This is a genomic window from Pseudomonas sp. SORT22 (assembly GCF_018417635.1).
In the GTDB taxonomy this organism is placed as follows: domain Bacteria; phylum Pseudomonadota; class Gammaproteobacteria; order Pseudomonadales; family Pseudomonadaceae; genus Aquipseudomonas.
The window spans coordinates 4720439-4741938 of the sequence record NZ_CP071007.1; the positions used below are offsets into that span (position 1 = coordinate 4720439).

Genomic DNA, 21500 nt, shown 5'->3' on the forward strand with positions numbered 1-21500 from the left:
CGCTCAGGCCTGTGGGCGCATGTGCGGGAACAGGATGACGTCGCGAATCGATGGCGAGTTGGTCAGCAGCATCACCAGACGGTCGATGCCGATGCCTTCACCGGCGGTTGGCGGCATGCCGTATTCCAAGGCACGGACGAAGTCGGCATCGTAGTGCATGGCTTCGTCGTCACCGGCGTCTTTCTCGGCCACCTGGGCCATGAAACGCTCGGCCTGGTCTTCGGCATCGTTGAGCTCGGAGTAGGCGTTGGCGATTTCACGGCCACCGATGAACAGCTCGAAGCGGTCGGTGACGTTCGGGTTGTCGTCGTTGCGACGGGCCAGCGGCGAGACTTCGAACGGGTACTGGGTGATGAAGTGCGGCTGCTCGAGCTTGTGCTCGACCAGCTCCTCGAAAATCATCACCTGCAGCTTGCCCAGGCCTTCGAAGCCGAGCACCTTGGCGCCGGCATTCTTGGCGATCTCACGGGCCTTGTCGATGTCCTGCAGGTCGGCGGCGCTGATCTCGGGGTTGTACTTGAGGATCGAGTCGAACACCGACAGGCGCACGAACGGCTCGCCGAAGTGGAACACCTTGTCGCCATACGGCACGTCGGTGCTGCCCAGAACCAGCTGGGCCAGTTCGCGGAACAGCTCCTCGGTGAGGTCCATGTTGTCTTCGTAGTCGGCGTGGGCCTGGTAGAACTCGAGCATGGTGAACTCGGGGTTGTGCCGGGTCGAAACGCCTTCGTTACGGAAGTTGCGGTTGATCTCGAAGACCTTCTCGAAACCACCGACCACCAGGCGCTTGAGGTACAGCTCCGGGGCGATGCGCAGGAACATCTGCATGTCCAGGGCATTGTGGTGGGTTTCGAACGGCTTGGCTGCGGCGCCACCAGGAATGGTCTGCAGCATTGGCGTCTCGACTTCGAGGAAGTCGCGGGCCATCAGGAAGTTGCGGATGTGGGCGATGACCTGCGAGCGAACGCGGAAGGTGTGGCGGGTTTCATCGTTGACCATCAGGTCGACGTAGCGCTGGCGGTAGCGCTGCTCGGTGTCGGTCAGGCCGTGGTGCTTGTCCGGCAGCGGGCGCAGCGACTTGGTCAGCAGGCGCACGCTGGTCATTTCGACGTACAGGTCGCCCTTGCCGGAGCGCGCCAGGGTACCTTCGGCGGCGATGATGTCGCCCAGGTCCCAGGTCTTGACCGCGGCCAGGGTTTCTTCCGGCAGGGTCTTGCGGTTGACGTAGACCTGGATGCGCCCGGTCATGTCCTGGATCACCATGAACGAGCCACGGTTGAGCATGATGCGCCCGGCAACCTTGACCGGAATCGCTGCAGCTTCCAGCTCTTCCTTGGTCTTGTCGACATACTGTTTCTGCAGGTCGTTGCAGTAGCTGTCACGGCGGAAGTCGTTGGGGAAGGCGTTACCCTTGGCGCGCTCGGCAGCAAGTTTTTCCTTGCGCAGCGCGATCAGGTTGTTTTCTTCCTGTTGCAGGTCTTGCGATTCGGTCTTCAGGTCGCTCATGTCGTCATTCTTTCCATCAGGTATTCGTTGCCCTTTTCGGGCAGGGCACGCGATGCCGGCGGGCGGCCGGGCATCGCGGCGGTGGTGTGCGGCTTACAGCCCCTGCTTGAGGCTCGCTTCCAGGTACTGGTCGAGGTCGCCGTCCAGCACCTTCTGGCAGTCGCTGCGCTCGACGCCGGTACGCAGGTCCTTGATACGCGAGTCATCCAGCACGTACGAACGGATCTGGTGGCCCCAGCCGATGTCCGACTTGCTGTCTTCCAATGCCTGCGAGGCGGCGTTGCGCTTCTGCATTTCCAGCTCGTACAACTTGGCCCGCAGCATTTTCATGGCGGTGTCCTTGTTGGCGTGCTGGGAGCGTTCGTTCTGGCAGGCCACCACGGTGTTGGTCGGCACGTGGGTGATACGTACTGCCGAGTCGGTGGTGTTTACGTGCTGGCCACCGGCGCCCGAGGAGCGGTAGGTGTCGACGCGCAGGTCGGACGGGTTGATGTCGATTTCGACCTTGTCGTCGATCTCGGGCGACACGAACACCGCCGAGAACGAGGTGTGGCGACGGGCGCCGGAGTCGAACGGGCTCTTGCGCACCAGGCGGTGCACGCCGATCTCGGTACGCAGCCAGCCGAAGGCGTACTCGCCCTTGATGTGCACGGTGGCACCCTTGATGCCGGCGACTTCACCCTCGGAAAGCTCGATGATGGTGGCGTCGAAACCGCGCTTGTCGGCCCAGCGCAGGTACATGCGCAGGAGGATGTTGGCCCAGTCCTGCGCTTCGGTACCACCGGAGCCGGCCTGGATGTCCAGGTAGGCGTTGTTCATGTCCATCTCGCCGCTGAACATGCGACGGAACTCAAGCTGTGCCAGGCTTTCTTCCAGACCTTGCAGCTCGGTCACGACGTCGCTCGCGGCGCCTTCGTCATTTTCCTCGACGGCCATGTCGAGCAGGTCCTGGCAGTCGGCCAGGCCACCGGACATCTTGTCCAGGGTCTCGACGACCTGCGCCAGCATGGCACGTTCGCGGCCCAAGGCCTGAGCGTACTCGGGCTTGTTCCAGACGTTCGGGTCTTCGAGCTCGCGGTTGACTTCGATCAGGCGGTCATGCTTTTGATCGTAGTCAAAGATACCCCCGAATGGACTCGGAGCGCTCGGTGAGGTCCTTGATGGTGTTCAGGATCGGTTGAATTTCCATGGGCGGGCAGCTCTCGTGCGTATTCTGTAGAAAAGCCGGAGAGTATAGCGGAGTTACAGCTTCAAGCGGCAAGCTACAAGCGACAAGAGGCCGGAGAAAAACCCGGCGCCAGGTTTTTTCTTGCCGCTTGAAGCTTGCCGCTTGTAGCTGCCGTCAATCCACCCCGACCTGGTTACGGCCGTTGTTCTTGGCCAGGTACAGGCCTTTGTCCGCTGCCGAAATCAGTTGCCGGCAATGGCTGCCGATACCCGGGGTGAGGGTCGCCAGGCCGATACTCACGGTGAGCACCGAGTCGGCGTTGGGCATGGTGTGGGCGATGTTCATCGCCGCCACGGTCTGGCGCAGTTTTTCCGCCACCAGGCGGGCGCCACCCGGCGAGGTGTTGGGCAGCACCAGGGCGAATTCCTCGCCACCGTAACGGGCCGGCAGGTCGCTGGGGCGGGCGCAGGAGGCGCGAATGGCTTCGGCGACCTTGCGCAGCGCTTCGTCACCGGCCAGGTGGCCGAAGGTGTCGTTGAACGACTTGAAATAGTCGACATCGATCATCAGCAACGACAACTGCGCCTGTTCGCGCATGGCCCGGCGCCATTCCAGCTCCAGGTATTCGTCGAAGTGGCGACGGTTGGAAAGCCCCGTGAGGCCGTCGGAGTTCATCAGCCGCTGCAGCACCAGGTTGGTGTCGAGCAACTGCTGCTGGCTGACGCGCAGGGCGCGGTAGGCCTCGTCGCGCTGCAGCAGGGTCAGGTAGGAGCGCGAGTGGTAGCGGATACGCGCCACCAGCTCGATGTTGTCCGGCAGCTTCACCAGGTAGTCGTTGGCCCCGGCGGCAAAGGCGGCGCTCTTGACCAGCGGGTCTTCCTTGGTCGACAGGACGATGATCGGGATGTCCTGGGTGGCCGGGTTGTTGCGGTATTCGCGCACCAGGGTCAGGCCGTCAAGGCCGGGCATGATCAGGTCCTGGAGAATCACCGTGGGCTTGATGCGCACAGCCTGGGCCACCGCCTGGTGCGGGTCGGCGCAGAAGTGGAAATCGATGTTCTCTTCGTGAGCCAGGCCACGCCGCACCGCTTCGCCGATCATTGCCTGATCGTCGACCAAGAGGACCATTGCCGAATTTTCATTCATGGTCGGAAAACCGTCGAGCGGTAAATCATTCATGCGCTGTCACCTGGTCACTGCCGGCCAGCCGGCGTGGCTCAATACATATCGTCATTTTGGAAAAATTTCCATCAATCGCGCGGCGATTCGCTCCAGAGGGCGAATTTCGACGGCGGCGTCTATCGCGGCGGCTGCCTTGGGCATGCCGTACACCGCGCTGCTCTGCTGATCCTGGGCGATGGTCAGAAAGCCCTGTTGGCGCATCAGCTTCAGGCCCTGGGCGCCATCGCGCCCCATGCCGGTGAGCAGTACGCCGACCGCGTCGCCGCGCCAGTAGCGGGCCACGCTTTCAAAAAATACGTCGATCGAGGGCCGGTAGATTTCGTTTACCGGCTCAGCGGTATAGGCCAGGTTGCCGTTCTTGAGCAGGCGAATGTGGTGGTTGGTGCCGGCCAGCAGCACCTGCCCCGGTTGCGGCGGCTCGCCTTCGCTGGCCAGGCGCACCGCCAGGCCCGAGGCGCTGCTGAGCCATTCGGCCATGCCGGCGGCGAACACCTGGTCAACGTGCTGGACCAGCACGATGGCCGCCGGAAAACTGCGCGGCAAGCCCTTGAGCAGCACTTCCAGGGCCGCCGGGCCGCCCGCCGAAGAGCCAATGGCAACCAGGCCCTGGCGCTGCGCGGCTTCGCGCACCGGCGCGGCCATGGCCCGGGTCGGGGTGCTGCGCTGCTGGCCGATCAGCCAGCCGATATTGAGGATCTTGCGCAGCAGCGGCGCTGCCGCTTCACGCGGATCGCCGGCGCCAAGGGCCGGAGTATCGACCACGTCGAGGGCGCCATGGCCCATGGCCTCGAACACCCGGTGGACGTTCTGCTGGCGGTCGACGGTGACGATCACGATGGCGCACGGCGTTTCGGCCATGATCCGCCGGGTGGCCTCGACGCCATCCATGACCGGCATGATCAAATCCATGAGGATCAGGTCCGGTAACTGCTCGGCACACAGCTTGACCGCATCGGCGCCATTGCTGGCGACCCAGATCACCTGATGGGCCGGTTCGAATGCCAACGCCCGGCGCAAGGCCTCCACGGCCATGGGCATATCGTTGACGATGGCGATTTTCATCCCTGCGCTCCCCCGATCAGCTCGACGACGGCGTCGAGCAAGGCATCATCGTGAAAACTGGCCTTTGCCAAATAGTAGTCGGCCCCGGCGTCCAGTCCACGGCGACGATCTTCTTCGCGGTCTTTGTACGACACCACCATCACCGGCAGCGATTGCAGGCGGCTGTCGCGCCGCAGCAGCGTGACCAGTTCGATACCGTCCATGCGCGGCATGTCGATGTCGGTGATCAGCAGGTCGAAGTCTTCGCTGCGCAAGGCGTTCCAGCCGTCCATGCCGTCGACCGCAACGGCCACTTCATAGCCCTTGTTGCTCAGCAGCTTGCGCTGCAGTTCGCGCACGGTCAGCGAGTCGTCGACCACCAGCACGCGCTTGCGCGCCGCCTCGCGCACGCTGCGCTGGCCGCGCTCGATACGCTCCAGGCGGCCGGTGCTGAGGAGTTTTTCCACCGAACGCAGCAGGTCTTCGACATCGATGATCAGCACCACCGCGCCGTCGTCGAGCAAAGCCCCGGCGGAAATATCCTGGACCTTGCCCAGGCGCGCGTCCAGCGGCATCACCACCAGCACCCGTTCGCCGATCAGGCGCTCGACTGCCACGCCGTAGAGCATGTCGCGCTCGCGAATCACCACCACCTTGATGCTCTGCCCTTCGCCCTGGCTTGGCGGACGGTTGAGCAACTGGCTGGCCGCGACCAGGCCGATATGCCGGCCCTCATGCCAGAAATGCTGGCGGCCCTCGATCTGCACGATGGCCTCGGCCGGCAGCTCCAGGGTGCGTTCGATATGTGCCAGCGGGAAGGCATAGGCTTCGGCGCCAACCTCGACCACCAGGCTGCGCACCACCGACAGGGTCAGCGGCACTTCGAGGTGAAAGCAACTGCCCTGGCCGCTGGTCTGGGTCAGCTCGATCGAGCCGCGCAACTGGCGAACCATGTGCTGCACGGCGTCCAGGCCGACACCGCGCCCGGACACCTCGGTAACCCGGTCACGCAGGCTGAAACCGGGCAAAAACAGGAAGGTCAGCAGCTCGGCCTCGCTCATCTGCGCCACGGTTTCGGCCGGTGACAACTGGCGCTCGACGATGCTCTGGCGCAAGTGTGCCAAGTCGACGCCGCCGCCATCGTCGCTGATCTCAAGCACCAGCAGGCCGGCCTGGTGCGAGGCACGCAGGCGGATCTGCCCTTCCAGGGGCTTGCCGGCCACCAGGCGCCGCTCGGGCGATTCGATACCGTGATCGACGGCATTGCGCAGCAGGTGGGTCAAGGGCGCTTCGAGCTTTTCCAGTACGTCGCGGTCGACCTGAGTTTTCTCGCCGTCGATGTCCAGGCGCACCTGCTTGCCCAGCGAACGACCAAGGTCACGGACCATGCGGCTTTGCCCGGTCAGCACATCGGCAAACGGACGCATGCGACAGGCCAGTGCGGTGTCGTAAAGCAGCTGCGCGCGCTGGCTGGCCTGCCAGCCGAACTCATCGAGATCGGAGGCTTGCTGCAACAGAATTTGCTGGGTCTCACCGAGCAGACGCTGGGCCTGGGCCAAAGCGTCCTGGACTTCGGCGCTCTGGCCGCTGCTTTCCAGTTGCTGCTTGAGGCCGTCGAGGGCGCGGATGCTTTGCCCGTGCATGCGCTTGAGGCGCTGCAGGGTGGCCAGGTAAGGCTTGAGCCGCTGGGTTTCGACCAGCGATTTGCTCGACAGGTCGAGCAGGCTGTTCAGGCGCTCAGCCGTGACCCGCAAGACCCGCTCACCGCCCTCGGTCGTGCGTTTGCCGCTGCGCACCGGCGCGGCTTCGACCTCGGGCTCGGGGTCAACGCTTGGCAGCTCGGCCGCCAGTGGTTCGGGTTCGGGCTCGGGTTCCGGCAATGGCGGCGCTGCGATCGCAGGCGCTGCTGGTGCACCAGGGTCGAGCAACGCGGCCATCTGCACCAGAAAGGTCTGCACCGCGGCGTCGATACTGGCATCGCCCGGCGTGGCGATGCGCATCAGCAGGTCGGTGCCCTGCAACAGCGCATCGATGTGCTCCGGGCGCAGCAGCAAGCGGCCTTCCTGGGCGCCGACCAGGCAGTCTTCCATGACATGGGCGACGCTGACCCCGGCATCGACGCCGACAATCCGCGCCGCGCCCTTGAGCGAATGGGCTGCGCGCATGCACGCTTCAAGCTGGTCGGCCTGGGTCGGGTTGCGCTCCAGCGCCAGCAGCCCGGCACTGAGCACCTGGGTCTGGGCTTCGGCCTCCAGGCTGAACAGCTCGAGCAACGAGGCGTCGCGCATTTGCTCTGGGGTCATGACAGGCTCCGGTTCACGGCAGACAGCACTTGGTCTTCATCCAGCACGCGAACACTGCGTCCGCGCCATTGCAGCACCGCTGCGGTAAAACGCGTTTCGCCCTGCTCGGCCCCCAGACGGACGGGGTCCAGAGCATGGATGCCGTCCACTTCATCGACCTGGACCACCACCGAGCCGCCGGCAGCGGCGATGATCAGCATGCGCGGCATGATCCGCGCCGAGGTTGGCGCCGAACCCTGGGTTTCAAGGCCGAGCAGGTCGCCCAGCGACAGGCAGGGCACCAGCGCGCCACGTACATTGGCCACGCCATGCAGCACCCGCGAGCGCTGGTGTGGCAGGGAATGCACCTGCTGCAGCGGCGCAACCTCGACCAGGCAGCGGGTGGCCAGCGCCAGCCACTCCTCGCCCAGGCGAAACAGCAGCAATGAGCGGCCACTGCTGGCTTGCTCAGGCGCCTCGCTCTGCTCGTGGGCTTCCTGAGACAACGAATAGCGGTCCAGCAGGCGCGTCGCTGCAGCGGCATAGACGTCGCAGTTGCGGCAGTGAATATGTTCATCAAGCAGCGGGCAGCTCTTGTCGCCGTGTACGCCGATACGGTTCCAGCAATCGTCGATGCTGGCGGCGTCACTGGCGACCAGTTGCACGTCGTTGTCACCCATCATTGCTCAGACTCCCGGTCAGCGCGCCGTGCGGCCCGTTCCTGCAGGCGCCGGGCGCCTGCGACATCACCTTGCGAAGCCAGCAGCGCGGCCAGGTGCACCAGTGCCTCCGGATGCTGGGGGTCAAGGTACAGCGCCTTGCGGTAATGGCTCAGGGCTTCACCGCTGTCGCCGGCGGTATCACTGAGCAAGCCCAGCCAGTAGAACACCTGGGCAGTGGGCGGATACTGCTGCAGGTAACGGGTACACGCGGCCTGGGCCTCGGTGCTGCTACCGGCATTGGCCAGTTGAGCGATCTGCGCCAGCAATTGGCTGGCCGCATCCTGCGCGGCGGGCTTCGCCGGCGGCGGCGCAATCGGCTTGAGCTTGCGGACTGTCAGCGGCGCCGACGCCGGGCGCGGCACGCTGGCCGCCGTCACCGGCACTGTCAACGGCAAAGGGATCGCCAACGGCTTGCTCGGCGGCGCCGGCTGCATTTCAGCCTGGCGTACGTAGGCAAAGGATTGGGCAATGCCCACCGGGCGCATGCCCATGCGTGCCAGCAGGCTGCCTTCGGCCGGGCCGATGAACAGCACACCTTGCTCATGGATCAGGCTTTTGAGCACCTCGAACACCCGCTGCTGGGTGGGGACGTCGAAATAGATCAGCAGGTTGCGGCAGAACACGAAATCGTAACTGCCCTCCCGGGCCTTGAGCGCCGGATCCAGTACATTGCCGACCTGCAGCTTGACCTGCTGGCGAACCCGCTCGTCGAGGCGCTGGCCTTCGTCGCTGTCGCTGAAGTGCCGCTCGCGAAAGTCCAGGTGCGAGCCACGGAACGAGTTGCGCCCGTACAGCGCCTGTTCGGCGCGATCAATCGAATTGGGGCTGATGTCCATAGCGTCGACGCGAAAGCTGTGCCCGGCAAAGCCGCCGTCGAGCAGGGCCATGGCAATCGAATACGGCTCTTCGCCGGTCGAGCACGGCAGGCTGAGGATGCGCAGCGGGCGCATGCCACCGAGCTCGGCCAGGCGTTTGCGCGCCAGGGTCACCAGGGCGTTGAACGACTCCGGATAACGGAAGAACCAGGTTTCCGGGACGATCACCGCCTCGATCAGCGCCTGCTGCTCCTGGCTCGACTGCTGCAGGCGCAGCCAATAGTCATCCAGGTCGCGGGCTTCGAGGGTGGCGCAGCGCTGACGCAAGGCGCGCTCGACCATCGCTGCGCCGACCGAGGCGACATCCAGACCGATCCGATCCTGCAAAAAGCGAAAGAAGCGCTGTTCGCCACTCATGCCAGGCCCTCGTCGCTCGCCGCCAGCTCAGGCGGGAACAACAGCTGGCGCACCTCGGCGCTGAGCAGGTCCTGTACACCGATGCACTGCAGCAAACCGTGGGCATCCTCGCGCACCGGCCCCAGGTAAGGCGCCTGCTGGTTGTCCAGGCCATAGGGCTGGAACTCGGCGGGGTCGCAACGCAGGGTATCGGTGGCCTGTTCGAGGATCAGCCCCAGCCGCAAGTGCGGGCGCAACGGGTCGGCACGGTAGTGCACCAGGACCAGGCGCGTGCTGGTGCGCACCGGCGCCGGCAAACCGAAGCTCAAGGCGCCGACGTCGATCACCGGTACCAGCGCGCCACGATGCGCCAGCACCCCGGCCACCCAGGCCGGGGTCTGGGCAATGGGCTTGAGCGGCAAGCGCGGCAGCACTTCGGCGACCTCATGGGCGTCCAGGGCAAAGCGCTGGTCGCCGATGCGAAACACCAGGTACAGGGTGCCGTGGGAGGCCGCATCCTGGTTGCGGCGAGGCTGAAGGTCGTTCATCGGCAGGTCAGACTTTGAACCGCGACACGCCGCCACGCAGGCCGGTGGCCACCTGGCTCAGTTCGTCAATGGCAAAGCTGGCCTGGCGCAACGATTCGACCGTCTGGCTGCTGGCATCGCCCAACTGCGCCAGGGCGTGGTTGATCTGTTCGGCGCCGGTGGCCTGGGCCTGCATGCCTTCGTTGACCATCAACACCCGCGGCGCCAGGGCCTGGACCTGGTGGATGATCTGGGTCAGTTGCTCGCCGACCTGCTGCACCTCGAACATGCCGCGGCGTACTTCTTCGGAGAACTTGTCCATGCCCATGACCCCGGCCGACACCGCCGACTGGATCTCGCGAACCATCTGCTCGATGTCGTAGGTAGCCACGGCAGTCTGGTCGGCCAGGCGCCGCACTTCAGTGGCGACCACGGCGAAACCACGGCCGTACTCACCGGCTTTTTCCGCCTCGATGGCGGCGTTGAGCGACAGCAGGTTGGTCTGGTCGGCGACCTTGACGATGGTCACCACCACCTGGTTGATGTTGCCGGCCTTCTCGTTGAGGATCGCCAGCTTGTTGTTGACCAGATCGGCCGCGCCCATCACCTGGTGCATGGTCTCTTCCATGCGCGCCAGGCCCTGCTGGCCGGAGCCGGCCAGGATCGAGGCCTGGTCGGCGGCCGAGGTCACTTCGGTCATGGTCCGCACCAGGTCGCGGGAAGTCGCGGCGATTTCCCGCGAAGTGGCGCCGATTTCGGTGGTGGTGGCGGCGGTCTCGGTGGCGGTGGCCTGTTGCTGCTTGGAGGTGGCGGCAATCTCGGTCACCGAAGTGGTGACCTGCACCGAGGAGCGCTGGGCCTGGGACACCAGGTTGGTCAGTTCGCCCATCATTTCGTTGAAGCCGGTTTCCACCGCGCCGAACTCATCCTTGCGATCCAGGTTCAGGCGCACGCTGAGGTCGCCGCCGCTGAGCTTGTCCAGGGCATGGACGATACGCTGCATCGGTGCGGTGATGGCGCGCATCAGCACCAGGCCGCAGATGGTTGCGGCGACAATCGCCAGCAACAGCGAGACGATCATGCTGAACTTGGCCGTGGCCACGGCGCTGACGATGGAGTCGGTGGCGGATTCGGCCGAATGACGGTTGCGCTCGATCACCCCGTTCAGGTGCTTGCGGCCATCGACCCAGGCCGGGGTCAGCACCTCGGCGAGCAGGCGCTGGGCTTCGGGGTAATCCTTCTTGCGGTAGGCCTCCAGGACGCTATCCACCGCTTTCAGGTAGCCCGCTTCGAGCTGGCCGAACTGGTCGAAGCTGGCCTGGTCGTCCTTCTCGCGAATGGTCGCCTGGTAGCTGGCCATGTGCTGTTTGAGGCGCTCTTCAAAACCCTTGTACAGCTCCATGTCGGCCGAGGTGAGCTCGCGATGGTCGCTCAGGCCCACCAGCTGCTGGGTCAGTACATAGCTGTCGACCCAGGCGCTGCGGATCATGGAGCTGTAGTAGACCCCGGGGATGCTGTCGGTTCGCACCGCTTCCTCGCCGGACTCTATGGCCACCAGTCGCGAATAGGCAGCGACCACCATCAGCGACATGATGGCGATAATCACGGCGAAGCTCGCCAGGATCCGTTGGCGCAAGGTCCAGTTTTTCACAGTCAGCCCTCAAGTGTTCTACGCGAGCAGGAAAAATGGGCAGAGTATAGCCCAGCGGCTGCGCGCTTTTGCGGCTGACTTAACGGCTGGATCGGGCCAAACGGGCTAGATACTGGCCATTAGCCCGGTTTCATTGACTGGCAGCAAGTTTTACCTGGTTTTCCAGCTCGCTCTTGAGCGCCGGGTCAAGCTTGAGCTGGCGCGCCAGTTCGTCCAGGTAGGCACGCTCCATGAAATGCTCCTCGTCCACCAGCATGACACTGGCGATGTACATTTCGGCGGCCATTTCCGGGGTGCTGGCGGCGCGGGCGACGTCGGCCGGGTCCAGCGGTTTGTTCAGCTCGGCGTGCAGCCAGTGTTGCAGTTCCTGGTCGCTGGACAGCTTGACGAATTCGCCCTCGATCAGCGCCCGCTCGCGGTCATCGACATGGCCATCGGACTTGGCCGCTGCCACCAGCGCCTTGAGGATCGCCTGGCTGTGCTGCTCGACCTGGGCCGGCGGCAGGCGGTCGAGGGTTTGCGGCTCACCCTGCACCGCAGTGCCCTGCTTGGCCTGCCAGTTGCCGTAGGCCTTGTAGGCGATCACCCCGAGGGCCGCCAGGCCGCCGTAGGTCAGGGCCTTGCCGCCGTACTTGCGAGCCTTTTTGTTGCCCAGCAGCAAGCCCATCGCCCCTGCCGCCAGGGCACCGCCGCCGGCACCGGAGAGCAGGCTGCCCAGGCCACCACCGCCCTTGCCGCCGAGCAGGTCGCCAAGGCCGCCGGATTTGCCGGCAGGGCTTTTGCCGCCCTGGTTCTGCAGCAGGTCCTGGCCGGATTTGAGCAGTTGATCAAGCAAGCCGCGGGTGTTCATGGGGCATCTCCATGGGGAGGAAAGAAGCCCAAAGAGTACTGCCGCAGGCTGAAGCGAAGCTGAATGCATTTGCTTCCAGATGTTGCCTACGCTTAAACCAGCTATACCTGCACTTTCACCGCCCCGAGATAATTCCAACAAGAGGGAACACCATGTTCGTGCACAAGACCGCCACGCTCTGCGCCCTGAGCACCGCCCTGCTGGCCAGCGCCAGCCTGCAGGCCGCCGAACCGCTGAAAGCCGTGGGCGCCGGCGAAGGCCAGCTGGATATCGTCGCCTGGCCGGGTTACATCGAGCGCGGTGAAAGCGACAAGGCCTACGACTGGGTGACCGGCTTCGAGAAGGAAACCGGCTGCAAGGTCAGCGTCAAGACCGCCGCCACCTCCGACGAGATGGTCAGCCTGATGACCAAGGGCGGTTACGACCTGGTCACCGCCTCCGGTGACGCCTCGCTGCGGCTGATCGCCGGCAAGCGCGTGCAGCCGATCAATACCGCGCTGATCCCCAACTGGAAGAACCTCGACCCGCGGCTCAAGGACGGCGCCTGGTACGTGGTCAACCAACAGGTGTACGGCACGCCCTACCAATGGGGTCCGAACGTGCTGCTGTACAACACCGAGGTGTTCAAGCAGGCGCCGACCAGCTGGAGCGTGGTTTTCGAGCCGCAGGAGCTGCCCGACGGCAAGCCCAACAAGGGCCGGGTGCAGGCCTACGACGGGCCGATCTACATCGCCGATGCGGCGCTGTACCTGAAGTCGGCCAAACCTGAACTGGGCATCCACAACCCCTATGAACTGAACGAAACCCAGTACCAAGCGGTGCTCGACCTGCTGCGCCAGCAACATCCGCTGATCCACCGTTACTGGCACGATGCCACGGTGCAGATGAGTGACGTCAAGAACGAGGGCGTGGTCGCCTCCAGTTCCTGGGGCTACATGGTCAACGGCCTGCAAGCCGACAAACAGCCGGTGGCCTCGACCATTCCCAAGGAAGGCGCCACCGGCTGGGCCGACACCACCATGCTGCACAGCGAGGCCAAGCACCCCAACTGCGCCTACAAGTGGATGGACTGGTCGCTGCAGCCCAAGGTCCAGGGCGACGTAGCGGCCTGGTTCGGCTCGCTGCCCGCGGTGCCGGCGGCCTGCAGCGGCAGCGAACTGCTCGGCGCCGAGGGCTGCAAGACCAATGGTTTCGACCAGTTCGACAAGATCGCCTTCTGGAAGACCCCGCAGGCCGAAGGGGGCAAGTTCGTGCCCTATAGCCGCTGGACCCAGGACTATATTGCGATCATGGGCGGCCGTTAGGGCCCTGTCGCGGGGCAAGCCCGTTCCCACCTGAACACGCGGGCTTGCTCCCTCTTGCTGGAGCTTCGCACCATGACCCTTGCAGTGCAGTTCACCAATGTCTCGCGCACCTTTGGCGAGGTCAGGGCGGTTGACCAGGTGTCGATCGACATCCACGACGGTGAGTTCTTCTCGATGCTCGGCCCCTCGGGGTCGGGCAAGACCACCTGCCTGCGCCTGATTGCAGGCTTCGAGCAACCCAGTGCCGGGTCGATCCGCATCCACGGTGAAGAGGCGGCGGGGTTGCCGCCCTACCAGCGCGACGTCAACACGGTGTTCCAGGACTACGCGCTGTTCCCGCACATGAACGTGCGCGACAACGTCGCCTATGGCCTCAAGGTCAAGGGCGTGGCCAAGGCCGAACGCCATGCCCGCGCCGAAGAGGCCCTGGTCATGGTTGCCCTGGGCGGCTATGGCCAGCGCAAGCCGGTGCAACTGTCTGGCGGCCAGCGCCAGCGCGTGGCCCTGGCGCGGGCGCTGGTCAATCGCCCGCGGGTGCTGCTGCTCGATGAACCGCTGGGAGCGCTGGACCTGAAACTGCGCGAGCAAATGCAGGGCGAGCTGAAAAAGCTGCAGCGCCAATTGGGCATCACCTTCATCTTTGTCACCCATGACCAGACCGAGGCGCTGTCGATGTCGGACCGCGTCGCGGTGTTCAACCGCGGCCGCATCGAGCAGGTCGACACTCCACGCAACCTGTACATGAAGCCGGCGACCACTTTCGTCGCCGAGTTCGTCGGCACCTCGAATGTGCTGCGCGGCGCATTGGCGCAGCAGCTCAATGGCAGCCAGCTGCCGTTCTCGATCCGCCCGGAACACATCCGCCTTGGCGACCAGCCAGCGGCCAGCAACGAAATCCAGGTCAGCGGCCTGCTCCACGATATCCAGTACCAGGGCAGCGCCACCCGCTACGAGCTGCAGCTGGACAACGGCCAGTTGCTGAGCATCAGCCAGGCCAACAACCAGTGGCAGGAACACGCCGCGCCCTGGCAGCCCGGCCAGCGCCTGCAGGCACGCTGGGCCCGCGAGGCGATGACGGCGTTGCAGGAAACCGTGCCCGGCGAGGGCCACTGAAATGACCCAGGCTCTGGCAAACAGCGCGCCGGGCGTCATGCGGCGCTTCTCTACCCTGCTCTATCGGCGCCCCAACCTGTACCTGGCGCTGCTGCTGGTGCCGCCGCTGCTGTGGTTTGGCGCGATCTACCTGGGGTCGCTGCTGAGCCTGCTGTGGCAGGGTTTCTACACCTTCGACGACTTCACCATGGCGGTCACCCCTGACCTGACCCTGGGCAACTTCGCTGCGCTGTTCAACCCATCGAACTTCGACATCATCCTGCGCACCCTGGGCATGGCCATCGCCGTGTCGCTGGCCAGCGCCGTGCTGGCCTTCCCCATCGCCTACTACATGGCCCGCTACACCAGCGGCAAGACCAAAGCGTTCTTTTATATCGCGGTGATGATGCCGATGTGGGCCAGCTACATCGTCAAGGCCTACGCCTGGACCCTGCTGCTGGCCAAGGGCGGCGTGGCCCAGTGGTTCGTCCAGCAACTCAACCTGGGGCCGGTGCTGCAGTTCATCCTCGCTATTCCCGGGGTCGGCGGCAGCACCCTGTCGACCTCGCACCTGGGGCGCTTCCTGGTGTTCGTGTACATCTGGCTGCCGTTCATGATCCTGCCGATCCAGGCTTCGCTGGAACGCCTGCCGCCATCTCTGCTGCAAGCCTCGGCAGACCTTGGCGCGCGACCGCGACAGACCTTCATGCAGGTAATCCTGCCGCTGTCGGTACCTGGCATAGCCGCAGGCTCGATCTTCACCTTCTCGCTGACCCTGGGCGACTTTATCGTCCCGCAACTGGTCGGCCCGCCCGGCTACTTCATTGGCAGCATGGTCTATGCCCAGCAGGGCGCCATCGGCAACATGCCCATGGCCGCCGCCTTTACCCTGGTGCCGATCGTACTGATTGCCGTGTACCTGTCTATGGTCAAACGCCTGGGGGCCTTCGATGCACTCTGAACGCGCCTCGATCGGCCTGCGCCTGGCGGCCTGGGGCGGGCTGGTGTTCCTGCACTTCCCGATCCTGATCATCGTCCTCTATGCCTTCAACACCGAGGACGCCGCCTTCAGCTTTCCGCCCCAGGGCTTGACCCTGAAGTGGTTCAGCGTGGCGTTTGCGCGCCCGGACGTGCTGGAGTCGATCAAACTGTCGCTGCAGGTCGCCTGCCTGGCGACGCTGATCGCCCTGGTGCTCGGCACCCTGGCCTCGGCGGCGCTGTACCGGCGCAGCTTTTTCGGCAAGGAGAGCATCTCGCTGATGCTGATTTTGCCCATCGCCCTGCCCGGGATCATCACCGGCATCGCCCTGCTCTCGGCATTCAAGACCCTGGGGATCGAGCCGGGCATTTTCACCATCGTCGTCGGCCACGCCACCTTTTGCGTGGTGATCGTCTACAACAACGTCATCGCCCGCCTGCGGCGCACCTCGCAGAGCCTGATCGAGGCGTCGATGGACCTGGGCGCCGACGGCTGGCAGACCTTTCGCTACATCGTTTTGCCCAACCTCGGCTCGGCACTGCTGGCCGGCGGCATGCTGGCCTTTGCCTTGTCGTTCGATGAAATCATCGTCACCACCTTCACCGCAGGCCACGAGCGCACCCTGCCAATCTGGCTGCTCAACCAGTTAAGCCGGCCGCGCGATGTGCCGGTCACCAACGTAGTGGCCATGCTGGTGATGCTGGTGACCATGCTGCCGATCCTCGGCGCCTATTACCTGACCCGCGGCGGCGAAAGCGTAGCCGGCAGCGGCAAATAACTCCTGGAGGACTGGACCATGCAAACCCGACTGTTGATCAACGGCCAACTGGTGGACGGCGAAGGCGCAGGCTACGCGGTGCTCAACCCGGCGCTGGGCAGCGTGCTGGTGGAAGTCAACGAGGCCAGCGAGGCCCAGGTCGATGCTGCCGTGCGCGCCGCCGACCGTGCCTTCGACAGCTGGTCGCAGACCACGCCCAAAGAGCGTTCGCTGTTGCTGCTCAAACTTGCCGACGCCATCGAGGCCCACGGCGAAGAGCTGGCCCGCCTGGAGTCGGACAACTGCGGCAAGCCCTACGCCGCCGCGCTCAATGACGAGATCCCGGCGATCGCCGATGTGTTCCGCTTTTTTGCCGGTGCCAGCCGCTGTCTGGGCGGCTCGGCTGCCGGTGAATACCTGCCGGGGCATACCTCGATGACCCGTCGCGACCCGCTGGGCGTGGTCGCCTCGATCGCGCCGTGGAACTACCCACTGATGATGGTTGCCTGGAAGATCGCCCCGGCGCTGGCCGCCGGCAACACCGTGGTGCTCAAGCCGTCGGAGCAAACGCCGCTGACTGCGCTGCGCCTGGCAGAACTTGCCAGCGAGCTGTTGCCGGCCGGCGTGCTGAACATTCTTTTCGGTCGCGGGCCGAGCGTCGGCACGCCGCTGGTGACCCACCCGAAAGTGCGCATGGTGTCGCTGACCGGCTCGATCCCAACCGGCGCCAACATCATCGCCAGCACCGCCGACAGCGTGAAGCGCATGCACATGGAACTGGGCGGCAAGGCCCCGGTGATCATTTTTGATGATGCCGATATCGACGCCGCGGTCGACGGCATCCGCACCTTCGGCTTCTACAATGCCGGCCAGGACTGCACCGCCGCCTGCCGCATCTATGCCCAAAGCGGCATCTACGAGCAATTCGTCGAAAAGCTCGGCAAGGCCGTGGCCAGCATCAAGCATGGCCTGCAGCACGACCCGGACACCGAGCTCGGCCCGCTGATCACCGCCCAGCACCGCGACCGGGTGGCGGCCATGGTCGAACGGGCGATTGCCCAGCCGCATATTCGCCTGGTCACCGGTGGCAAGGCGGTGGCCGGTGACGGTTTCTTTTTCGAACCTACGGTGCTGGCCGATGCCCAGCAGGATGACGAGATCGTCCGCCGCGAAGTGTTCGGGCCGGTGGTCTCGGTGACCCGTTTCGACGATGAAGCGCAGGCCCTGGCCTGGGCCAACGATTCCGACTACGGCCTGGCGTCGTCGCTGTGGACCGCCGACGTCGGCCGTGCCCATCGCGTTTCGGCGCGCCTGCAGTACGGCTGTACCTGGGTCAACACGCACTTTATGCTGGTCAGCGAAATGCCCCATGGCGGTCAGAAACTGTCTGGCTATGGCAAGGATATGTCCATGTACGGGCTGGAGGACTACACCTGCGTCCGGCATGTGATGTTCAAACATTAAGGTAAGGACACCCATGGAAATCACCCGACGCGACTTCATCAACGGAGTCGCCATCGGCGTCGCAGCGGGCCTGACCCCGCTGCAACTGCTTCAGGCGGCCCCCAGCGGGCGCTATTACCCACCGGCCTTGACCGGTTTGCGTGGCAGCCATGTCGGCGCCTTCGAAGTTGCGCACCAGATGGGCTGGGAGAAAAAGACCTTCGCCACCGACGCCCTGCCGATCAGCGAGGAATACGACCTGGTGGTGGTCGGCGGCGGCATCAGCGGCCTGGCGGCGGCGTTCTTCTATCGCGAGAAGCATCCCGCCGCGAAGATCCTGATCCTCGAGAACCACGACGATTTCGGCGGCCACGCCAAGCGCAACGAGTTCAGCGCCGGTGGGCGGATGATCCTCGGTTATGGCGGCAGTGAAGCCTTGCAGTCGCCCAACCATCTGTACAGCAAGGAGGTCAACGGCCTGCTGCAAAAGCTTGGCGTCGATATCAAGCGTTTCGAGACCGCCTTTGACCGCAGCTTCTACCCCGACCTGGGCCTGTCGCGCGCGGTGTTCTTCGACCAGGAAACCTTCGGCGAAGACAAGCTGGTCACTGGCGACCCGACGCCGATGGTCGCCGACGACATCGCCCCGAGCCAGCTCAACGCCCGCCCGATTGCCGATTTCATCAATGACTTCCCCCTGCCCGCAAGCGACCGCAAGGCGCTGATCGACCTGCACCAGGCGCCGCGCGACTACCTGGCCGGCAAGTCGCTGGAGGACAAGACGGCCTATCTGGAGCGCACCAGCTACCGCGACTTCCTGCTCAAGGACGTCGGCCTGTCGGCCAGGGCGGTCAAGTACTTCCAGGGCCGCACCAACGACTTCATGGCCGTGGGCATCGATGCCGTCGCCGCTGCCGACGCCTACTCTGTCGGCTTCCCGGGCTTTGCCGCGATGAACCTGGCGCCGCTCAGCGAGGAAGCCAAGGCGGAGATGGAAGAGCCCTACATCTACCACTTCCCCGACGGCAACGCCTCGCTGGCACGCCTGCTGGTGCGCAGCCTGGTGCCATCGGTGGCGCCGGGCCAGAGCATGGAAGACATCGTCCTCGCCAATTTCGACTACAGCCAGCTCGACCGCGCCGGGCAACCGCTGCGCCTGCGCCTGAACAGCACGGCGGTGAGCGTGCGCAACGTCGCGGGTGGAGTCGATGTCGGCTACAGCCGCGCCGGGCAACTGGCCAAGGTGCGCGCCAAGCACTGCGTCCTGGCCTGCTACAACATGATGATCCCCTACCTGCTGCGCGACCTGTCGGCCGAACAGGCCCACGCCCTGAGCCAGAACGTCAAGTTCCCGCTGGTGTACACCAAGGTCATCGTGCGCAACTGGCAAGCGTTCCAGAAGCTTGGCGTGCACGAGATCTACGCCGCCACCCAGCCCTACAGCCGGATCAAGCTCGACTACCCGGTGAGCCTCGGCGGCTACGAACATCCACGCGACCCGGCGCAGCCCATCGGCCTGCACATGGTGTTTGTCCCGACCAGCCCCGACAGCGGCATGAGCAGCCGCGACCAGGCCCGTGCCGGACGCGGGCGCCTGTACGGCACCTCATTCGAGGTACTGGAAAGCCAGCTGCGCGAGCAGTTGCAACGCATGCTGGGTCCTGGTGGCTTTGACCACAACAAGGACATCCTGGCGATCACGGTCAACCGCTGGCCCCATGGTTATGCCTGCTCCACCAATACCCTCTACGACGACCCGGCGCAGATCGAGCAGTGGATGGAGCTGGCGCGCCAGCCCGTGGGCAAGGTCAGCATCGCCAACTCGGACGCGGCCTGGAGCGCCTATGCCCATGCGGCGATTGATGAGGCGTGGCGTGCGGTGGGGGAACTGGGCTAAATCCAGGAAACCTCCTTCATCCATAAAGGCTTCGCCCTATGGACATCCCATTGCTGCATCGCAGACGGTATCATAATCTGATACCATGAATAATCATCAGCGCAGTACGCTGAAGTCAATCTTCAGCAAACCGATACCCGGCAATCTGGAATGGGCTCGCATCGAATCTTTGTTGGTCGGTGCGGGAGCCCGGGTAATCGAAGGCAGAGGTTCACGCGTGCGCTTTGAACTCAATGGTGTGATCGCGACGTTCCATCGCCCTCATCCGGATAAAGATGCCAAGCCTTATCAGATCCGCGATGCGCGGTACTTTCTGGAACAGGCAGGAGTGACCCCATGAATGTCATGAACTACAAGGGCTACGCCGCCCGTATTGAATACAGCGATGAAGACCAATTGCTGATCGGCCATGTCGCCGGTATACGCGATGTGATCGGCTTTCACGCGCAATCGGTCCCGCAGTTGCGCAGCGCCTTCGAAGAAGCCGTGGATGATTACCTTGATACCTGCGCGCGCCTGGGACGTGAACCACAGAAAGCTTACTCGGGGAAATTGAGCTTGCGCCTTGAGCCGACGCTGCATGCCAGCGTCGCGCAAAAAGCTGAGTTGGCAGACAAGAGCATCAACCAGTGGGTCAGCGATGTGTTGAGCCAGGCCGCACATGCCTAAGGCCCGCTCCCACAGAGGGTTTATGTACGCCGAACCTGTGGGAGCTGGCTTGCCTGCGATCGAGCGCGAAGCGCTCGCCATTCAGTCAATCGCGTAAATCAGACTCATGTATCGGCTGCTCGCGGCTGGTAGCCCGTTGATACTGCGCCGGCCACACCGCCTTGTTGCCGCCCAGGTCGTCGTCGGCGTGCAGCGGCCAGTACGGGTCGCGCAGCAATTCGCGGGCGAGGAAGATGATATCGGCCTGCGCGGTACGCAAGATGGTTTCAGCCTGCATCGGGTCGGTGATCATGCCCACCGTCCCGGTGGCGATCCCCGCCTCTTCCCGCACTTTGGCCGCGAACTGAGTCTGATAGCCCGGCCCGGTCGGGATCTCGGCTTTTACCGAGGTGCCGCCAGAGGACACGTCGATCAGGTCCACGCCCAGTTTGCGCAGGCGCTTGGCCAGCTCCACGGTCTCATCCGGGTTCCAGCCATCCTCGACCCAATCAGTGGCCGATAGCCGCACGAACACCGGCAACTCGGCGGGCCACACCTCGCGCACCGCTTCGGTCACTTGCAGGGTCAGGCGAATGCGGTTTTCAAAGCAGCTGCCGTACTGGTCGCGGCGCTGGTTGCTCAATGGCGACAGGAACTGGTGCAACAGGTAGCCATGGGCGGCATGCACTTCGACCACCTTGAAACCGGCCTCAAGGGCGCGCCGGGCAGCGGCGACAAAGGCCTGGATGATCTCGCCGATCTGCGCTTCGTTCAGTTCGCTGGGTGCGGTGTGCTCCGGGTCGAAGGCAATTTTCGAGGGCCCCACTGGCACCCAGCCGCCATCGTCGACCTTGACGCTGCCATGCTTGCCCAGCCACGGCCGATGGGTGCTGGCCTTGCGCCCGGCATGGGCCAGCTGAATGCCGGGCACCGCGCCCTGGGCGGTGATGAAACGGGTGATGCGTTGCAGCCCCGGGATCTGCGCGTCGTCCCACAAGCCCAGGTCTTGCGCGGTAATGCGCCCGTCGGCAGTCACGGCAGTGGCTTCGGTGAAAATCAGCCCGGCACCACCCACCGCGCGGCTGCCCAGGTGCACCAGGTGCCAGTCATTGGCCAGGCCGTCGACACTGGAATACTGGCACATGGGTGAGACGGCAATGCGGTTGGGCAGGATCAGCTGGCGCAGGGTATACGGCTCAAGCAGCAGGCTCATGGGGCACCTCTCAAATCAAGTGGTAAG

19 protein-coding genes are annotated in these 21500 nt (G+C 64.5%); 8 read left to right on the forward strand and 11 right to left on the reverse strand.

Annotated elements, in window-relative coordinates; translation table 11 throughout:
• Positions 1–3: 3 nt before the first annotated feature.
• The 10 genes from lysS to JYG36_RS21710 form a co-directional block, all read right to left on the reverse strand.
• Entirely contained in the window at positions 4–1506 is a 1503-nt protein-coding gene (gene lysS, locus JYG36_RS21665) for a lysine--tRNA ligase (protein ID WP_213602235.1), read from the reverse strand.
• 93 nt (positions 1507–1599) lie between these two features.
• A protein-coding gene (gene prfB / locus JYG36_RS21670) for a peptide chain release factor 2 (protein WP_143013309.1) occupies positions 1600–2695 on the reverse strand; the annotation gives its coding sequence in 2 pieces (ribosomal slippage) (positions 1600–2622 and positions 2624–2695; 1095 coding nt in all).
• A 153-nt stretch (positions 2696–2848) separates the two neighbouring features.
• Positions 2849–3853, reverse strand: coding sequence for a response regulator (locus tag JYG36_RS21675; RefSeq protein ID WP_045193671.1), 1005 nt, complete (start codon positions 3851–3853; stop codon positions 2849–2851).
• Positions 3854–3904: 51 nt separating this feature from the next.
• Positions 3905–4918: a chemotaxis response regulator protein-glutamate methylesterase gene (locus JYG36_RS21680; RefSeq protein WP_045193672.1), complete on the reverse strand. Its 1014-nt coding sequence runs from the start codon at positions 4916–4918 to the stop codon at positions 3905–3907.
• Positions 4915–7200, reverse strand: coding sequence for a hybrid sensor histidine kinase/response regulator (locus JYG36_RS21685; RefSeq protein WP_213602237.1), 2286 nt, complete (start codon positions 7198–7200; stop codon positions 4915–4917). Before JYG36_RS21685 ends, JYG36_RS21680 begins: the two co-directional genes overlap by 4 nt.
• The gene (locus tag JYG36_RS21690; RefSeq protein ID WP_045193675.1) at positions 7197–7862 is read right to left on the reverse strand and encodes a chemotaxis protein CheW; all 666 of its coding nucleotides are present in this window, start codon (positions 7860–7862) and stop codon (positions 7197–7199) included. Before JYG36_RS21690 ends, JYG36_RS21685 begins: the two co-directional genes overlap by 4 nt.
• Positions 7859–9133: a CheR family methyltransferase gene (locus JYG36_RS21695; RefSeq protein WP_093386751.1), complete on the reverse strand. Its 1275-nt coding sequence runs from the start codon at positions 9131–9133 to the stop codon at positions 7859–7861. Before JYG36_RS21695 ends, JYG36_RS21690 begins: the two co-directional genes overlap by 4 nt.
• On the reverse strand, positions 9130–9660 hold the full coding sequence (locus tag JYG36_RS21700; RefSeq protein WP_045193678.1) for a chemotaxis protein CheW: 531 nt from the start codon (positions 9658–9660) through the stop codon (positions 9130–9132). Before JYG36_RS21700 ends, JYG36_RS21695 begins: the two co-directional genes overlap by 4 nt.
• A 7-nt stretch (positions 9661–9667) precedes the next feature.
• Positions 9668–11290 carry a methyl-accepting chemotaxis protein gene (locus JYG36_RS21705; protein WP_045193679.1) on the reverse strand — a complete coding sequence of 541 codons (1623 nt, stop codon included), beginning with the start codon at positions 11288–11290 and terminating at the stop codon, positions 9668–9670.
• Positions 11291–11420: 130 nt separating this feature from the next.
• A complete protein-coding gene (locus JYG36_RS21710; protein WP_123565735.1) occupies positions 11421–12140 on the reverse strand; it encodes a tellurite resistance TerB family protein in 720 nt (239 codons plus the stop codon).
• A 152-nt stretch (positions 12141–12292) separates the two neighbouring features.
• On the opposite strand from JYG36_RS21710, the gene ydcS reads away from it, so the two are divergent.
• The 8 genes from ydcS (at position 12293) to JYG36_RS21750 (ending at position 20281) form a co-directional block, all read left to right on the forward strand.
• Positions 12293–13444, forward strand: a complete 1152-nt coding sequence (ydcS, locus tag JYG36_RS21715) for a putative ABC transporter substrate-binding protein YdcS (RefSeq protein ID WP_213602239.1) — start codon at positions 12293–12295, stop codon at positions 13442–13444.
• Between the two features lie 72 nt (positions 13445–13516).
• The gene (locus tag JYG36_RS21720) at positions 13517–14557 is read left to right on the forward strand and encodes an ABC transporter ATP-binding protein (RefSeq protein ID WP_093386765.1); all 1041 of its coding nucleotides are present in this window, start codon (positions 13517–13519) and stop codon (positions 14555–14557) included.
• A gap of 1 nt (position 14558) precedes the next feature.
• Positions 14559–15497 (forward strand): ABC transporter permease, encoded by a 939-nt coding sequence (locus JYG36_RS21725; protein ID WP_213602241.1) that lies wholly within the window; start codon positions 14559–14561, stop codon positions 15495–15497.
• The gene (locus tag JYG36_RS21730; protein ID WP_093386775.1) at positions 15487–16293 is read left to right on the forward strand and encodes an ABC transporter permease; all 807 of its coding nucleotides are present in this window, start codon (positions 15487–15489) and stop codon (positions 16291–16293) included. Before JYG36_RS21725 ends, JYG36_RS21730 begins: the two co-directional genes overlap by 11 nt.
• Positions 16294–16311: 18 nt before the next feature.
• Positions 16312–17736 carry a gamma-aminobutyraldehyde dehydrogenase gene (locus JYG36_RS21735; protein ID WP_213602242.1) on the forward strand — a complete coding sequence of 475 codons (1425 nt, stop codon included), beginning with the start codon at positions 16312–16314 and terminating at the stop codon, positions 17734–17736.
• A 13-nt stretch (positions 17737–17749) separates the two neighbouring features.
• Complete coding sequence (locus tag JYG36_RS21740) at positions 17750–19612, forward strand: NAD(P)-binding protein (RefSeq protein WP_213602243.1); 1863 nt, start codon at positions 17750–17752, stop codon at positions 19610–19612.
• Between the two features lie 85 nt (positions 19613–19697).
• A complete protein-coding gene (locus tag JYG36_RS21745; RefSeq protein ID WP_093386785.1) occupies positions 19698–19952 on the forward strand; it encodes a type II toxin-antitoxin system HicA family toxin in 255 nt (84 codons plus the stop codon).
• Complete coding sequence (locus tag JYG36_RS21750; RefSeq protein WP_093386790.1) at positions 19949–20281, forward strand: type II toxin-antitoxin system HicB family antitoxin; 333 nt, start codon at positions 19949–19951, stop codon at positions 20279–20281. Before JYG36_RS21745 ends, JYG36_RS21750 begins: the two co-directional genes overlap by 4 nt.
• A gap of 85 nt (positions 20282–20366) precedes the next feature.
• Here JYG36_RS21750 and JYG36_RS21755 read toward each other — a convergent pair whose 3' ends face one another.
• Positions 20367–21473, reverse strand: a complete 1107-nt coding sequence (locus JYG36_RS21755; RefSeq protein WP_195885800.1) for an NADH:flavin oxidoreductase/NADH oxidase — start codon at positions 21471–21473, stop codon at positions 20367–20369.
• Positions 21474–21500 lie beyond the last annotated feature (27 nt).

Bases quoted from the DNA above. Each gene is read 5' to 3' on its own strand.
- lysS (WP_213602235.1), bottom strand. From the start codon at position 1,506: ATGAGCGACCTGAAGACCGAATCGCAAGACCTGCAACAGGAAGAAAAC.
- JYG36_RS21675 (WP_045193671.1), bottom strand. From the start codon at position 3,853: ATGAATGATTTACCGCTCGACGGTTTTCCGACCATGAATGAAAATTCG.
- JYG36_RS21680 (WP_045193672.1), bottom strand. From the start codon at position 4,918: ATGAAAATCGCCATCGTCAACGATATGCCCATGGCCGTGGAGGCCTTG.
- JYG36_RS21685 (WP_213602237.1), bottom strand. From the start codon at position 7,200: ATGACCCCAGAGCAAATGCGCGACGCCTCGTTGCTCGAGCTGTTCAGC.
- JYG36_RS21690 (WP_045193675.1), bottom strand. From the start codon at position 7,862: ATGATGGGTGACAACGACGTGCAACTGGTCGCCAGTGACGCCGCCAGC.
- JYG36_RS21695 (WP_093386751.1), bottom strand. From the start codon at position 9,133: ATGAGTGGCGAACAGCGCTTCTTTCGCTTTTTGCAGGATCGGATCGGT.
- JYG36_RS21700 (WP_045193678.1), bottom strand. From the start codon at position 9,660: ATGAACGACCTTCAGCCTCGCCGCAACCAGGATGCGGCCTCCCACGGC.
- JYG36_RS21710 (WP_123565735.1), bottom strand. From the start codon at position 12,140: ATGAACACCCGCGGCTTGCTTGATCAACTGCTCAAATCCGGCCAGGAC.
- ydcS (WP_213602239.1), top strand. From the start codon at position 12,293: ATGTTCGTGCACAAGACCGCCACGCTCTGCGCCCTGAGCACCGCCCTG.
- JYG36_RS21720 (WP_093386765.1), top strand. From the start codon at position 13,517: ATGACCCTTGCAGTGCAGTTCACCAATGTCTCGCGCACCTTTGGCGAG.
- JYG36_RS21725 (WP_213602241.1), top strand. From the start codon at position 14,559: ATGACCCAGGCTCTGGCAAACAGCGCGCCGGGCGTCATGCGGCGCTTC.
- JYG36_RS21730 (WP_093386775.1), top strand. From the start codon at position 15,487: ATGCACTCTGAACGCGCCTCGATCGGCCTGCGCCTGGCGGCCTGGGGC.
- JYG36_RS21735 (WP_213602242.1), top strand. From the start codon at position 16,312: ATGCAAACCCGACTGTTGATCAACGGCCAACTGGTGGACGGCGAAGGC.
- JYG36_RS21740 (WP_213602243.1), top strand. From the start codon at position 17,750: ATGGAAATCACCCGACGCGACTTCATCAACGGAGTCGCCATCGGCGTC.
- JYG36_RS21745 (WP_093386785.1), top strand. From the start codon at position 19,698: ATGAATAATCATCAGCGCAGTACGCTGAAGTCAATCTTCAGCAAACCG.
- JYG36_RS21750 (WP_093386790.1), top strand. From the start codon at position 19,949: ATGAATGTCATGAACTACAAGGGCTACGCCGCCCGTATTGAATACAGC.
- JYG36_RS21755 (WP_195885800.1), bottom strand. From the start codon at position 21,473: ATGAGCCTGCTGCTTGAGCCGTATACCCTGCGCCAGCTGATCCTGCCC.